Consider the following 15469-nt stretch of genomic DNA (forward strand, 5'->3'; position numbering starts at 1 on the left):
AACAAAACAGCACTATACCCCATTGCCAGGCCGATAAATGCGCCAAAGGGGCAAGGTCTGCAGAGGGCAGAAAACACAAAGCGCCCGCCACATAAATCAGCCACATAATTTGCTGGGAGTTAAAACTAAGCAATAACTGCTTTTGCGCTAAGGCATAACAAGCCCAGGCGATTGCAGCGATGATCACCAACAGCACCCCCACAGCCTCAGAGCCAAACTGCGTCAACAATAAGGCCAACCTGTCGTTAAAAAACAGCACTAAACCGATCAGCAACAACCAGGCCCCCACTTTTTGCCAGAACAGAAGCCGTTCTTTAAACAGATAAACTGCACCTAACATCATCAAAAATGGTGCCAGTTGGATCACCACCTGCGCTGTTTCCGCGGTTAGCAAAAATAACCCTTTCAGATACAAAATGTAATTTAACAACAGACCTGCGATTGCCAGGACGATCAATAGTTTCTTTTTTACACTCAGGCCCCTAAACGACGGGAGCTGCCTGCGAGCCAGTAACACCAACCCCACCAGTCCGGCGGCCGCGACAAAACGGATCCAGGTGATGGTTGCCGCCGACATTGAATTTAATAACCATTTCAGCGCTATAGGTAATAAGCCCCACAACACTGCAGTAAGCAGCGCTAAACTAAACCCCAAACCAACCCGGCCAGACGACTGATGCATACCCTCTCCTTTTTAAGGCTGCTATTATCCTTCAGATGTCGGACTTTGTCTGTGAACAGCGACCTTAGGTCAGGAAAATAAGTCAGAATGTGACCCAGCTCTTGTCCCAGATCAATACCATGGGGTACGGCTGATTTAACATGAAACCAATACAACCCCGGAGACTGCACTATGAAACGGATCGGAGTACTGACCTCAGGAGGCGATGCGCCTGGCATGAACGCCTGTTTAAGAGCTTTGGTACTGACAGCGCATGCCAACGAGCTTGAGGTGGTAGGTTTTCAGTATGGATTTAACGGGGTCATCGAACAGCAGTATCACCACTTATTGCCTTACCATGTCAACGGTATCATTCAAAATGGCGGCACTATCTTAAAAAGTGCACGCTGTGAAGCCATGCACAGCGCAACAGGTTTACAGCGCGCAGCGCAAAATCTGCATGATCTGCAGATAGATGCTTTACTGGTGATAGGTGGCGACGGTAGTTTCCGTGGCTGCGTTGAATTGTCTGCCTTTTACAATGGCCGGCTGCTTGGTATACCGGGCACGATAGACAATGATGTCGATGGTTCAGACTTTACTATTGGTTTTGCCACCGCCTTGGATACAGCGCTGGATGCGATAGATAAAATTCGTGATACCGCCGATGCCTTTGAGCGGATTTTTCTAGTGGAAGTCATGGGCCGTCATACCGGCTATTTAGCCGTTGCCGCTGGTATTGCTGCAGGTGCAGAACAAATTATTTGTCCTGAACTTGCCTCTGAGCTTGATCTGGACAGAATAGCCCTGCATGTTGAACAAGCCCGCAAGCACAGGGGAAATTGCAGTTATATCATTGTGCTGGCGGAAACTATGTATCCAGGCGGAGTATCCGCTTTAGCCGCTGATTTGGAGCAACGCGGAATTGAATGCCGGGCTGCTATTTTAGGTCATATTCAGCGGGGTGGCCGCCCTGTCGGGGCGGATCGTATTCTTGCCACTAAACTGGGCGCCTATGCGGTGGAGCAACTGTTACAGGGGGCGCATCTGATGATGGCGGGCGAAATGAACGGTCAGGCCGGTTTATATCCGCTGGCACGAACCGGAGAGAAGAAAAAGCAGGTCGATAGCTATTTATTACGCTGGCAACAGCAGGTGGCACAGTACTAGATCAAAAAAGCCTCCTTACGGAGGCTTTTTTCAGGCACAACTTAAGAGTTAAACACCATTTTGACCCGGTCTTTGTAGCTGCGGCTGACTTTCACCGCTTGTCCATTGGTCAGCATCAACTGATGTTCGCCATTGGCGAGCATTTGCAGTTTGGCAATAGTATTGACGTTGACGATAGCACTGCGGTGCACCCGGACAAACAATTTCGGGTCCAGCTCCTGCTCCAACTCTTTCATGGTACGGCGCAAAATATGGGTTTGACCATCGCGGGTATGAATACACATATAATCCCCTGCTGCATCTACCCAGTCGATTGCACTGACAGGCACCCGGGTAATTTCACCGCTGTCTTTGATGCTGATAGCTTCCGGAAAGCGTTCATTCATCACAGGTTGCGACTGATCCAGACGCTGTAAGATCTGATCGGTTTTTTCGCCCGTCAGTTGCGCAACTACGGCGGCCAATTGGCCTTTGTGACGTTGATGATCTTTGGCAGCAAAATTCTTCGTCAGTTTGCTGACCGCAGCGGCTAAACGCTCCTTCTCCACAGGTTTGAGTACGTAATCCAGCGCCTGTACCTCAAAGGCGCTGAGTGCATAGTGATCATAAGCTGTGACAAATACCACATAAGGCAAATCAATCTGCTGTTGTTGCAGTTGGTTTAACACGCCAAAACCATCCAACCCCGGCATTTCCACGTCTAAAAATACCGCGTCTGGCTGATGTTCACGGATAGCTGCCACCGCCTCTTCACCATTACTGCACTCTGCGACTATCTCCAATTCAGGAAAATCAGCTAAACGCACCAACATACCGCGGCGAGCTAACGGTTCATCGTCGACCACTATGACCTTAAGCATTTGTTTCATCCGTACTCTCTGTTTCAAATGGTATTCTGATATTTACTTTCAAACCCCGTGGATGGTTGTGTGTTAAGACCAAAGAAAAATTACGGTCGTACAAGGCCGCTAATCGCTCTTTGGTATTGACCAAACCCACTCCGCCAGATTCCCCTTTTGGCAAACCATCGGAAATCACCATTCCGGGCCCGTCGTCCGCCACTTCCATCAGTAAATCATGTCCAAACTTCTGTGCTGTGATCATGATTTTGCCACCACTGGTTTGGCTGGCGACCGCGTATTTAATAGCGTTCTCCACCAAAGGCTGCAAAATAAGGCTGGGAACCAAGGCCTGGTCCGCAGCTTCATCAATGTCATAAATAATAGTCAGACGTTCTGAAAACCGGACTTTTTCTATTTCCAGATACAGATTGGCGGCATACAACTCCTGTTGTAGCGGCACCTTTTTAATAGGATCTTTATAAAGCGAATAACGCAGGAAGTCGCTTAATCTGACTAACATTTTATTCGCTGTATCGGATTCCTTTAATAAGACTAAAGTCGATATCGCATTTAAGGTATTAAATAAAAAATGCGGATTGAGCTGATAACGCAGCATTTTTAGCTGAGCTTCATGAGCTTTATTGCTGGCAGTCAGCGACTTTTGTTTTTCCTGCTGTAAGGTCTGGTAGTATTTGATACCAAAATACAAACCACTCCAGCTTAACAGGACATAAAAACCCACTGTCGTCTGACGGAAATACTGAGTCCAGCTATCAGGTTTGAAGCCATGCCGGTAGATTTCCCAGTAATTAAAGTTGCGAAATACTGTCCATATCGCCGCAATCAGAATAGCCACCCCAAGCACGCTCAGCAGCATTTTCCAGGGTTCCCAATGCCAGACTCTCTGGAACGCATAACGCAACGGAATAGTCAGTAACCACCCGGCATAAGCGTCCAGCGCGACCACTATCCAGTAGGCGCTGCGCATTTCCTGAAACAAGGAACCCAAATAGCTGATCAGTGCAAAACCCACCCAGCCCAGGGTGTGCAGCAGCCAAAACAGGCGATGACGGTCTTCGAAAAATTTTTGCAAAATAATGACAACTCGATCTGCTCTTACCTCTATTGTATCTCAGCCACTGAAGCTTGGAGTGCTTTGATTTGTGTATTAAACCCGGTTAGCTCTCCGTTAGTCGCAATATCCGGTAGCTTGAAGCAGGTGCCACCTGAGCTGGTACCATCGAAATTTTTGCTTTGATGATCAGATGCTGACCAACACCTCTGGTAGTGAATACCGGAAAAAAGACGGTTTTTACCTTTGATTTTATGACCTATAAACTGACCTGGCCACATCACGACACATCACAGCACAGAGAAAAGCCAACTATCCAGACTGAAATGCTGCGGATAAAAACGCATTCACATCACCGCTAAGATGATAAACAAGGTCATGCTCAGCCCAATGGAAAACAGAAGGGAAAGTACAAAGCCAGTAAAGGTATGGCCAGGTGATCCGTTGGTTGGGCTCTGGTGGCTGGCGCCCTAATAGGCCAACCAATGGTGGATAGTGTTGATACCGAAGCAGGCTCAGCGCAAAGACAACAACCTCACTTTACTGCTGAGCCTGCAAAAGCTCACTCCGGCCTTGCGGTGCCACAATTCATGGCAGATGAAACAACCCTGTTGTCAGCCCAGCACTGGTGTTGGTTTACGATCCGGGCCTAACGCAACAAAAGTAAAATTACCGGAAATCGCCTTATGCTGATCATCGTCGTACATGTTTTCGACAAATATATCGACGTCCACTTTAATACTGGTGCGGCCAACATGCGCGATACGGGCCACCAGTTCAATAATGGTTCCGGCCGGGATAGACTCTTTAAAATCCACCCGATCCGAGCATACTGTCACCAGTGGTTTGCGACAAAACCGGGTCGCGGCAATAAAAGCAGCTTCATCCATCCAGGCTAACGCTTCACCACCGAACAAAGTGTTGTGATGGTTGGTCCGGCCGGGAAACACAGTTTTTGTGACACGGGTCACGGCATATTCAATTCGTTTGGCAAGTAAAGCGTCATCAGTCATCTGGAACTCCGGCATAAAATAAGGCGCGAATTTTAGAAGTTTTGCCAGCAATTGCAACTCGCTCCCTGTCTTTATCGCTACATTCTATGCAGTGACAGGGAGACATCAAGTGCACAACAGCTCGAAACTAACGGGCCACCATAGCGCCTAAGGCTTTACCACCGACCAGATGCATATGGATATGATAGACTTCCTGACCACCATGCTGATTGCAATTCATAATCAAACGATAGCCATTTTCCGCTATACCAGCTTCTGCGGCCAGCTTACGGGCGACAGTAAATAAGCGGCCCAGAGCCAGTTCATGTTCAGGTTCGACATCGTTGACTGTCGGGATCAGGACATTGGGCACAATCAGGATATGAGTCGGTGCCCTGGGATTGATATCACGAAATGCGGTCACCAGGTCGTCCTGATATAAAATATCGGCCGGAATTTCACGACGAATGATTTTACTGAAAATAGTTTCTTGAGCCATCAAAAGATCCTTATAGAATAACGCACACATCACTTTTGGGAGTATAGGGTATGACGCCACTGGCTTACCAGCTTAGTATCACTGACATTACTGCACATCTGATTGCTGTTGAACTGCATTTTACGCCACACAGCCATGACAGTATTCAGTTAAGTTTGCCCGCCTGGATCCCAGGCAGTTATATGGTGCGTGATTTTGCCAAACATCTGCACTCACTCGAAGCATTCGATGCCACAGGGACGTTGCCTTTACAACAACTGGACAAACAAAGCTGGCAACTGAATCATAATCAGCAAGCTCTGACGGTACGGTACAAAGTCTATGCCTTTGATCTGTCAGTGCGTGGCTGCTATCTGGATGATCAACTGGCCATCTTAAATCCGGCCGCCCTATGTCTGGAGGTCAAGGGCATGGAGGCTGCGCCGGTGAGTCTGCATCTGCAGGCACCACAGTGTCTGGACTGGCAGGTCGCAACAGGCCTGAGCAGAGCAAAATCGACCCTTCCTCTGCAGTGCGGTCTGTACCACGCCGATAACTACCAGCAACTGATCGATACTCCGTTGCTGTTAGGCAAACTGGATGTTGCAGAATTTGAGGTCTGTGGCGTGCCTCACTATGTCGCCCTGGCTGGCCATGAACAGATTGACCTGCCCCGTTTCAAAGCAGATTTGCAACGTATCTGCCAGCAGCAACAGCTCGTTTTCGGCGGCTTACCCGCTGATTTGCAGCAGTACTGGTTTTTATGTTGGGTGACAGATGCAGGCTACGGCGGGCTGGAACATCATAACTCCACCCTGCTGTTGATGACGCACCAGGATTTACCCAACGCCCAACGACCAGAGGAAAGCACTGCCGATTATCAAAATTTACTCGGCCTGTGCAGTCATGAGTACTTTCACACCTGGTGGGTAAAACGCGCCAAACCCGCGTTATTTTTACCCTATCAGCTACAGTCTGAGCAATACACCAGTCAGCTTTGGCTGTATGAGGGTTTTACCTCGTACTACGATGACTTAGCGCTGGTTCGTTGTGGTTTACTGACTCAAGAGCAGTACCTGGCGGCGCTGGAGAAAACTATCAACAGAGTTCAGCTTAGTCCTTCAGAGCAAGTGCAATCGGTGGCGGACAGCAGTTTTAATGCCTGGACCAAGTATTACAAACAAGACGAAAATGCTGTCAATGCGGTAGTCAGCTATTACACCAAAGGCAGCTTAATTGCGCTGTGTCTGGATGCTTTATTGCGCAGCAAAGGCAAAACGCTGGATCAGTTGATGCAGCTAGCCTGGCGCAGCTATGGCGAGAAAGCGCTGGGGAGTTCTGAACAACAATTTATCCAGTTATGTTCAGACTACGCAGACAAAGACAGTGCCAGAGCGCTCCATAGCTGGGTCTATGGCACCTCAGCTTTGCCGCTAGCCGACCTTTTACCTTACCTTGGCCTGACTACAGCCAAACGTCAGCAGGAACACAGCAAAGATTTATCCGGTCAAACAGCACCAGCTTATCCGGTGCGAGCCTTTGGAGCCGCTTTTAACGCATCGGCGGAAGGGCTGAAAATAACTCAGGTGCCGCTGAACTCAGTGGCCTACAAAGCAGGTTTAATGGCTCAGGATCAGTTGATTGCTATCAATGCAGTCAAAGCCACAGAACAAAACTTCTGGCGTCAGCTCAACCAAAGTAAAATTGGCAGCGTACTTACATTGCATGTGTTTCGTAAACAGCGTCTGGTCCAACTGTCGATGCCGGTAGAGCTGGCTGCGAAGCAGTTAACCTATCTGCAGCTTGTTGACCAGCAAAAAGCCGCAGACTGGCTTGGTATCACACAGGAGTAACATGGATTCTTTATCACAAATAGCGCTGGGCGCCGCCGTCAGTGTGGCAGCCTTGCGTAAACCTATACGAGAAAAACAACTCAAGCTCTGGCATGCGGCGGCTGCCGGGGCCGTGTTCGGTACCTTGCCTGATCTGGATGTGTTTATTTCTCATGGCGATCCGGTCAGTGACATGACATTTCATCGCACTGAAAGCCATTCGTTATTTTACCTGACCTTGGTCTCCCCGCTTTTTGCCTGGCTCTGGGTCACATTACTGCGAAATCCAGCGTTGTTTAAACCATGTGTGCTGGCGGTAGTCGCAGTATTGTTGACTCATCCACTGCTGGATACTCTGACGATTTATGGTACTCAACTGGCGTTGCCCTTTAGTAATTATCCTTTTGGTATTGGCAGTGTATTTGTGATTGACCCGCTGTACACCCTGCCTTTGTTGATTGGCACTGGCGTAGCGCTGTTGAACAAACAACAAAGCTGGAACAACGCAGGCTTAGTGATTAGCAGTGCTTATCTGGTGTTTGGTTTAGCGGCACAGCAATGGGCCTACAGCCAAGTCAGGCAGCAACTAGCCACAACCGATCACAAGGTTAACCAGCTATTAGTCACCGCAACTCCGTTTAATACCTTGTTATGGCGCGCTGTAGTGATCAAAGACGACGTTTATCTGGAGGGATATTATTCGCTGTTAGACGGTTCTACCACTATGCAATGGCGTAGCTTTGAACGTGATCAAAGGCTGATTGAACAGTGGAAACATCATCCGGCGGTGGCCCGTCTGGCCTGGTTTAGTCATGGTTTTTATCAACTGGAGCAACAAGCAGACCAAGTTATACTGACGGATCTTCGGATGGGCTTGGCGCCTTTTTACAGCTTTCGGTTTGTCGTCGCCGAAAAAGCTCAGGCCACACCACCAGTTCAACTCGAGTTTCCCAGAGATAATGCGGCAAGCTTTGCCTGGTTGTATCAGCGGGCTTTGGCAAAAACTCAGTTGCCGTTGTCAGATCTGGTTCAGTAATAAAAAAGGCGGGCCTAAAGTCCGCCTCTTCCTCAATCAAAACACACTACGCAAAGGCGATAGCGCCTTTACCCACGCCTTCATAGGCAATCACTTTGACAGCGCTCAGTTGATGTGATGCTTTCACACTGGCTGCGATGTAGTCGGCTAAACATTCCACTGTGGTGTCACAAGGGACGACCTCGCAGGTGGCGGCGGGCAATGAGATCTCAAAATAGCCCTGAGCCGAGCTGTAGGCGAAATTCAGCGCTCCTGCTTCAGCCTGCAAATAACGTAATACCGAAGCGTCGACCTGATCTTCAGCCGTCGCCAGATAAATATCCTCCCAGCGCTCACACCAGTACTTGCCTAATTTAGGAGACAACATACCGTTATCGAAGATCTGAATAGTGGACCTGTGGCCATGAGCAATACGCTGACAGTTGCCGTCATGTTTTTTCAAGCCGTGGGTGTAATGGTAGGAGAAACCGCTGACATGTTCAGTTCGCAGTTGCAATAAAAGTTTAGCGACGTTATCCGGCAATAAGGGTTTGATTTGCGCGGTCAGAAAATCGCCGACCGAGGTCATATCAATTTTATCGGTCTGAATAATGGCAAATGCTTCGGCAGGTGACGCGACTTGCAGCAGGCCTTTATCCGATCTGAACAGAACCTGCTCCACCTCACCGGATCTGAGTTCAGTGGCCGGGCTTAACGCCGGAATAACCAGCTTATGGTCGACCAATTGATCGATGGCTTTTTTGATGACTTTTTTCACCAGACCAAAATCGAATACCATTGAGGTTTGATCCAGACTGCCGTGTAACTCGACATCCACTATATAACTTTCGCCAAGCAAACCCCGCTGCTGGCAAAGGTAAGAAAAATCGATGACGGTTAAGTCGCGGACAAATAAAATCATAAAACAATTCCGGATAAGGCTGATACAGCAAAAAGTGGCGGCATTATAAAGCAATACGTAGCGCGCGTTAAGTTAGCCTTATTTTTTATGTTCCGTCAGCCAACCGTTCAGTAAACCTATTTGTCCAAGCTTATGTGCTGCGTACATCAACCGGATCGCGTTACTGAGCAACACGCTGTCGTTCCAGTCGGTTTTTTGCTGTATTTCCTGATAACAAGCCAAAGCTTCGGGCGTTAGATAACCGCGCAGTTCTTTTTTGCCAGAACCTTTTTGCCGCTCTCTGTAACGTTGTTGCTTTTGTGCATTAGAAAGAGGTTTTTTTTCTTGTACCGTCATAATGCTTCTATCTTTTGCTGTTAATCTGATTTCTGAAGGTCACCTTGACTAATCGGACTTGTTTAGCTTACAAGTGTTCGCTAAAGTGACCCGGCCTTGATGATGGATCTAACATACATGACTAAGAATAGCTTTACAAAACAAGATTTAGTGGCCTGTGGCCGTGGGGAATTATTTGGCGAAGGTAACAGCCAGTTACCTGTCGATAATATGTTGATGATCGACCGTATCGTGCACATTTCAGAAGAAGGTGGCAAATACGGCAAAGGGGAAATCATCGCTGAATTTGATATTCATCCTGAGCTGTGGTTTTTTGACTGCCACTTCAAAGGTGACCCTGTAATGCCAGGGTGCTTGGGTTTAGACGCCATGTGGCAACTGGTTGGCTTTTTCCTCGGTTGGGCCGGTGGTCCGGGCAAAGGCCGTGCTTTAGGTGTGGGTGAAGTGAAATTCACTGGTCAAATCCTGCCGACAGCGAAAAAAGTCACATATCGCATTGATATGACCCGCGTGATCAAACGTAAATTATTTATGGGGATTGCCGAAGGTTCTGTCAGCGTGGATGGTCGTGAGATTTACACAGCCAAAGAGCTGAAAGTAGGTTTGTTTCAGGACACTTCAGCCTTCTAAGTTAAAATTCCCAGTAAAAACGGAGCTTCAAGCTCCGTTTTTTTATGCCATCAAAGGACGCGAAGTATTACAGTCCACCGAGTTTTTCCAATAATTTATTTTTCAGTTTTTCTTTGCCACTTTCGACTTTGTCTTTTAGCTGACCTTCCACCAAGGCTTTAGTATCTAAAGCATAGTTTGGCTTTTGCATGGTCCCGCTGATCCTAAGCGGAATTTCAATGCCTGCCAGCTCATCTCTCTCTTTTCCGCCCTGACCTTTTGACGTATTGACCAGCGCCGTACTGAGCTGATAATCCAGTTCTTCATTCAGCAAGTTGGCTGAGCCTTTGCCAGCCACGCGTAATAAAGGTGCTGCCATTTTTAAATCAGGATTCGTCAGCAGGCCATCTGTCAGGTTAAAACTGCCGGTTAAGCTGGAAAAGTCGGTTTTTTGCTCTGAATCTTCAGTAGTCTGAGTTTCATTTTTTAAGCTGGCTTTAGCATTTCTGATCATTTGCGCGATATTGACGCCATACAAAGAACCGTCTGTCACCTCAAAACTGCCAGTTGCCAGCAAGTTTTTCTTAATCTGCTCCGCTAACAAACTCTGGCCTTTGCCTTCGATGCTCAGTGTTGCAGTGCCACTTAATAAATCAATGTCAGCGCCATCGGTCAGTAGAGGCCGCAGCGCCAGGCCGGACAGTTGTTTGTTAAAGCTATAACTGACCGGCGTTTTGCGGGCATCCAGTGTGGCTTTGGCCTGCACTTTGCCCTGATATAAATCAGCGCTGGCATGTTGTATTTGCACCAGCCCCGCTTTGTTGCTCAACACCAGTTGCAGGTTTTCAGTATGCAGACCAGCAACTTTTAGCCTGTTCACCGCCAGTTTTACATCCAAATCAAACTGGCGCAGTGCGGACAAATCCGGCTCCACCTGGCGTTGCTGAGCTGTTGCACCAGCCTGCCCGGCGCTGTTTTCAGCACTGTATGAGGCGGTATCTACTTCATCCAATTGCAGATCCAGATTAATCACCGCTTGTTTGGCATAATTCACCGCTAGTTGGCCTGACCCTTTGATCTCATCTAATTGCAGCTTGTTCCATTGCCACTTCAACTGTTTTTGATCCAGAGCCAGTGTTAACTCAGTCTCTAACGAAAGCTGTTTAACCGGTACTCCGCTAAAGTCAGTCGCTAACCTGAAGTCTTTTAACTGCACGATCTGGTTAGTTTGGCTTAACTGCAATTGCGCAGAACCTGCGACATCAACTTGAGTTTGCCCGGAACGCATCACCAGTTCAAAGTCCAGTGCTGACCATTGTTCGGCTTTAAAATCTGCCAATTTGACTGATTTCAGCGTTATTTGCCGGGCAGGACTGCCCTCACTGAGCAGGTTTAATTGCAGATCACGTACCGACAGATCCTGCAGTTGCAGTTGTTGCCTGGTGGCAGGTCCGCTCTGAGTTTCGACCTTGGCTGTTGATTTATCACCGGTCAGACCGTCCATACTGGAACGGCTATCCTTACGACTGACCAGATGAACCCTCACCCCGTCTAAATGCAACTGCTGCACCTGTAGCTCGTTGTTGAACAGCGGCATCAACGCCACTGCGGCGGTAAGTTGAGACACTTCCAGCATCTGCTGTGGTGTAAATCCTTCTGGATTTGATAACTTTACGTCAGACAGGGATAGCCCAAGACCAGGGTAAACAGTCCAGCCAATATCCCCCGCGATCTCCAGCCGCCGTCCGGTTTGCTGTTCAACACTGGTGATGATTTCTGCTTTAAAGTCATTTAAATCAAATACCACCAACAGATAAAAGACAACCACTGCGACCAGGCCCACGATAGATGCAAGCAGCCATTTCAACCAATTCATATCCAGCGTCCTTTGGGTGAAGTTATTAAAAAGCCAACAAATAGCATAGCCCAGCGGTATAAACCTAAGCTGAACTTGTTCATTCTTATTGACTTCTCTGTGCCAGGGCATCCAAAGGCGGTCGCCCCCTGGTGGCAGAGTGCAACCTCAGGGGCATTGCTGCCCCTCTGTGGTAAAAGAGTGGCCTAGAGTAACTCTAAAAGTTGCTGTAACGGATGTTTAGGTTTCACGCCCTCAAAACGTTTCACCTGACTGCGACAGGAAAACCCGGTCACCAGCACTTGATCCGCGCCAACGCGCTGTACTGGTTGCTGCCAGCTCATGTCGTACAGAGCTTTGCTGTTATCAAAATTCTGCGCTTCATGGCCATAAGTCCCCGCCATACCACAGCAGCCAACGGACAGCGCTTTCAGATCTAAGCCCGCTCTGGCATAAATCTGCTGCCACTGATTTTCTGTCGCTGGCAGCGCGGTTTTTTCAGTGCAGTGTGCCAGTAAACTAAAACTTTGTTTTGTTTGAATAGCAGGTAAGTCTTGTTGTACTAACCACTCGTGAAATAAAGCCACCTGATAATCACCACGCTCAGCGCCTAAGGTTTTGACATATTCATCACGGTACACCAACACCAGGGAGGCATCTAAACCAACCAATGGAGCCCCTAAAGCGGCTACCTGATTTAAAAAATCCGAGGCGGTTTTTGCCGTTTTAGCAAAATCGCGCAGGAAACCTTTGACATGCTGCGGTTTACCATTAGGCAAAAATGGCAACAACACCGGTCTGAAACCCAGTTTTTCGATCAGTTGCAAGGCATCAGCCACCAAATCAGCTTCGTAGAAGCTGGTGAATGGATCTTGCACCAGCAGCACCAGTTTTTGTTTTTCAGCTTCAGGCAAAGCTTGCAGCGCTGTCAAATCAAAGCTGTAGTTGCCCCCGACTCTTTGTTTTAAGCTGGGTACCGATAACTGCGGTGTATCAACATAACCCACTGTGTTTTTCAGCAAGCCTGCCATCCAGTTTTGCTTAAGGAAAAAGTTGACCAGCTTGGGCATGCGCGCCAACCAGGGGGCCGAGCGTTCGATATTTCCAACCAGATAATCTTTGGCCGGACGTAAATAACGACTGTGATAGAGCTGAATAAAACGGGCACGAAAAGAGGGTACATCCACTTTAATAGGACATTGGCCGGCACAGGCTTTACAGGCCAGACAACCTTCCATTGCCTCCATCACTTCATGGGAGAAATCATACTGGCCTTGTTTTTTCTGCCAGCTGTTTTTGATTTTGGCAACTATGCCAGAAAGCGTCTGGGATTTAGTGAGGATCTGCTGTTCTTGTGCCAGCACATCCACGCCCTGATTACTCATTAATCGCAACCATTCGCGCATTAAACCTGCACGGCCTTTGGGGCTATGGCGTCTGTCTTTAGTGACTTTACTGGACGGACACATGGGTGAGTTTTCTTCGTAGTTAAAGCACAGGCCATTGCCGTTACAGTTGAGGCTACTGTCAAAACTCTGTTTCACCACCACCGGAATTTGCCGGTCGTAAAAGCCACGTTTAACCCCATCTACACTGACCAACTGTTCGCTGCTGTCGATCGGTGTACAAATTTTGCCGGGATTGACACGGTTGAACGGGTCAAACGCTGTTTTGATTTTACGCAGCTCGGTAAATAACGCCTCACCGAAAAACTCCGGGCCATATTCGCTGCGGTAACCTTTGCCATGCTCGCCCCACATTAGGCCGCCGTATTTAGCGGTCAGTTTCACCACCTGATCAGAAATCACGCGTAACTGTTTTTCCTGCTCCGGGTCACACATATCCAAAGCAGGCCGCACATGCAGTACACCCGCATCGACATGACCAAACATGCCATAGGCCAGACCGTGGCTATCGAGTAAAGCGCGGAATTCCATAATAAAATCAGCAAGATTTTCCGGAGGAACAGCGGTGTCTTCAGTAAAAGGAATAGGTTTTTTACTGCCTTTGGCGTTGCCCAACAAGCCCACAGCCTTTTTACGCATCGCATAAATCTGGGTGATAGCGTTGTTATCATAAGTCAGTTGATAACCAATAATACCGGACTCACCCTTTGCGACCGCCTGTTGCAGGCGCTCTTCTAACTGCTGAACCTTGTGCGCCATATCCGCTTCGTCTTCAGCATTGTATTCGACCATATTCAGGCCCAACATTGTTTTGCCGGGCACATCCTGAATAAAGTCTCTGACCTGATGCCAAATAATATCATTACGGGCCAAATCCAGTACTTTACTGTCAACAGTTTCCACCGAAGTCGCCTGAGCGGCCACCAAAAACGGCGCATTCCTAAGTGCACTTTCAAAGCTGTCGTACTTTACATTGACCAGGCATTTGTAGCGGGCTATCGGCGTGATATTTAGTTTGGCTTCGGTGACAAAACCCAAAGAGCCTTCAGAGCCTGTGATCACCCGGGATAAGTCGAACTGAGTTAAATCCTCGTTAAATACGTGCTCTAAATCATATCCAGTTAAAAACCGATTTAAACGCGGAAAAGTGTTTAAAATATCAGCACGAAAATCGCGACAACTGGAAAGCACCTGACGATAGACCCGGCCAATGCTGTCCTGACGCTCTGCAATCTGCTCGGCCTGAGCGGTAGGCATGGCATGGGTATGCAGCACTGTACCATCCATCAACACTGTGTCGAGGGATAACACATGATCACTGGTTTTGCCATACACCAAAGAGCCTTGACCTGAAGCATCTGTGTTGATCATGCCGCCTATCGTAGCGCGGTTTGAGGTGGATAAATCCGGGGAGAAGAAAAAGCCATAGGGCTTTAGAAAAGCGTTGAGCTGATCTTTAATCACACCGGCTTGAACCCGTACCCAGCGCTCTTCAACATTAATCTCGAGGATTTCACGCATATGACGGGATAAATCAACCACGACGGCCGAGGTTAATGCCTGACCATTGGTCCCTGTACCACCGCCTCTTGGTGTGAATTTGATCCCGCTAAAACTTGAGGTCTGAGCCAAACTACAAATCAGTTGCACGTCAGCGGCGGATTTAGGCAGTAGCACCGCGGCAGGTAGCTGTTGATATACACTATTGTCCGTCGCTACCGCCAGACGGCTGGCATAACTGACTTCAATATCACCGGCAAAACCAGCAGCGGTTAACGCTGTGACGTAAGCCTGTACCACAGGATTGAGTGTTTCTGTCGCAGTTAACTTCGGGATCATAAGAGGCACCAGATTTAGAACTGCGCCGAGTATACCAAAGCATGGGATAGATGGTCAGGGCAGCGGAAAAAAATTACAGCTCTCCCAATGCCCTGCTTTATTTCCAGCAGTCAGACCAACAAACACAAAGCTCAGTTGTCACTACTGCGTTCCAACACCTCGCCTTCAATTACCCGGCCAGAATTTTGTGATGACTGCTGTTGCGCCTGGTGAAAAAACGATTTGCCTTGCTTACGCAATTGATGTCTTTTGTATAAAAATACCGGGATCAGTAACCAGCTCAACATCAGCACAAAAAGTAACACCCCCATTGCAAACACCAGCATGATACCTGCCACCAGCCAGAGCAGGACACGGCTGAGGAAGCTACCCTGCTGTTTCTGGCGGAATAACGCCTGCCATTGTTGGGCTTGCTGTTGATAATTCATTGATTGCTCTCT

The 15469-nt window shown here is 48.3% G+C and carries 14 protein-coding genes; 4 read left to right on the plus strand and 10 right to left on the minus strand.

Annotated elements, in window-relative coordinates; all coding sequences use genetic code 11:
- Nucleotides 1-682 (minus strand): DMT family transporter (locus SD53_RS15170; RefSeq protein ID WP_046521042.1); only part of this gene is annotated, 682 nt, incomplete at its 3' end.
- A gap of 171 nt (nt 683-853) precedes the next feature.
- On the opposite strand from SD53_RS15170, the gene SD53_RS15175 reads away from it, so the two are divergent.
- Nucleotides 854-1831: an ATP-dependent 6-phosphofructokinase gene (locus tag SD53_RS15175; RefSeq protein WP_046520545.1), complete on the plus strand. Its 978-nt coding sequence runs from the start codon at nt 854-856 to the stop codon at nt 1829-1831.
- 41 nt (nt 1832-1872) lie between these two features.
- Here SD53_RS15175 and SD53_RS15180 read toward each other — a convergent pair whose 3' ends face one another.
- The 4 genes from SD53_RS15180 to hinT form a co-directional block, all read right to left on the minus strand.
- Nucleotides 1873-2700 carry a LytR/AlgR family response regulator transcription factor gene (locus tag SD53_RS15180; RefSeq protein WP_241481826.1) on the minus strand — a complete coding sequence of 276 codons (828 nt, stop codon included), beginning with the start codon at nt 2698-2700 and terminating at the stop codon, nt 1873-1875.
- Complete coding sequence (locus SD53_RS15185; RefSeq protein WP_046521043.1) at nt 2684-3766, minus strand: sensor histidine kinase; 1083 nt, start codon at nt 3764-3766, stop codon at nt 2684-2686. Before SD53_RS15185 ends, SD53_RS15180 begins: the two co-directional genes overlap by 17 nt.
- A gap of 593 nt (nt 3767-4359) precedes the next feature.
- A complete protein-coding gene (locus SD53_RS15195; RefSeq protein ID WP_046521045.1) occupies nt 4360-4758 on the minus strand; it encodes an acyl-CoA thioesterase in 399 nt (132 codons plus the stop codon).
- Nucleotides 4759-4885: 127 nt separating this feature from the next.
- Nucleotides 4886-5236, minus strand: coding sequence for a purine nucleoside phosphoramidase (gene hinT / locus SD53_RS15200; RefSeq protein WP_046521046.1), 351 nt, complete (start codon nt 5234-5236; stop codon nt 4886-4888).
- Between the two features lie 50 nt (nt 5237-5286).
- On the opposite strand from hinT, the gene SD53_RS15205 reads away from it, so the two are divergent.
- Together SD53_RS15205 and SD53_RS15210 are read left to right on the plus strand one after the other, a co-directional pair.
- Entirely contained in the window at nt 5287-7068 is a 1782-nt protein-coding gene (locus SD53_RS15205; protein ID WP_046521047.1) for a M61 family metallopeptidase, read from the plus strand.
- Between the two features lies 1 nt (nt 7069).
- The gene (locus SD53_RS15210; protein WP_046521048.1) at nt 7070-8083 is read left to right on the plus strand and encodes a metal-dependent hydrolase; all 1014 of its coding nucleotides are present in this window, start codon (nt 7070-7072) and stop codon (nt 8081-8083) included.
- A 46-nt stretch (nt 8084-8129) separates the two neighbouring features.
- On the opposite strand, the gene SD53_RS15215 is transcribed toward SD53_RS15210, so the two are convergent.
- Together SD53_RS15215 and SD53_RS15220 are read right to left on the minus strand one after the other, a co-directional pair.
- A complete protein-coding gene (locus tag SD53_RS15215) occupies nt 8130-8984 on the minus strand; it encodes a 6-pyruvoyl trahydropterin synthase family protein (protein WP_046521049.1) in 855 nt (284 codons plus the stop codon).
- A gap of 78 nt (nt 8985-9062) precedes the next feature.
- Nucleotides 9063-9320, minus strand: a complete 258-nt coding sequence (locus SD53_RS15220; RefSeq protein WP_046521050.1) for a hypothetical protein — start codon at nt 9318-9320, stop codon at nt 9063-9065.
- Between the two features lie 117 nt (nt 9321-9437).
- On the opposite strand from SD53_RS15220, the gene fabA reads away from it, so the two are divergent.
- Nucleotides 9438-9950 carry a 3-hydroxyacyl-[acyl-carrier-protein] dehydratase FabA gene (gene fabA / locus SD53_RS15225; protein WP_046521051.1) on the plus strand — a complete coding sequence of 171 codons (513 nt, stop codon included), beginning with the start codon at nt 9438-9440 and terminating at the stop codon, nt 9948-9950.
- 67 nt (nt 9951-10017) lie between these two features.
- Here the strand turns inward: fabA and SD53_RS15230 are convergent, their stop codons facing one another.
- The 3 genes from SD53_RS15230 to SD53_RS15240 form a co-directional block, all read right to left on the minus strand.
- The gene (locus tag SD53_RS15230; RefSeq protein ID WP_082101892.1) at nt 10018-11916 is read right to left on the minus strand and encodes an AsmA family protein; all 1899 of its coding nucleotides are present in this window, start codon (nt 11914-11916) and stop codon (nt 10018-10020) included.
- Nucleotides 11917-11990: 74 nt separating this feature from the next.
- Entirely contained in the window at nt 11991-15029 is a 3039-nt protein-coding gene (gene ydiJ, locus SD53_RS15235; RefSeq protein ID WP_046521053.1) for a D-2-hydroxyglutarate dehydrogenase YdiJ, read from the minus strand.
- 131 nt (nt 15030-15160) lie between these two features.
- Complete coding sequence (locus SD53_RS15240; protein WP_046521054.1) at nt 15161-15457, minus strand: hypothetical protein; 297 nt, start codon at nt 15455-15457, stop codon at nt 15161-15163.
- Between the last annotated feature and the right edge of the window lie 12 nt (nt 15458-15469).

This window comes from Rheinheimera mesophila (assembly GCF_000986865.1).
Classification (GTDB): Bacteria; Pseudomonadota; Gammaproteobacteria; order Enterobacterales; family Alteromonadaceae; genus Pararheinheimera; species Pararheinheimera mesophila.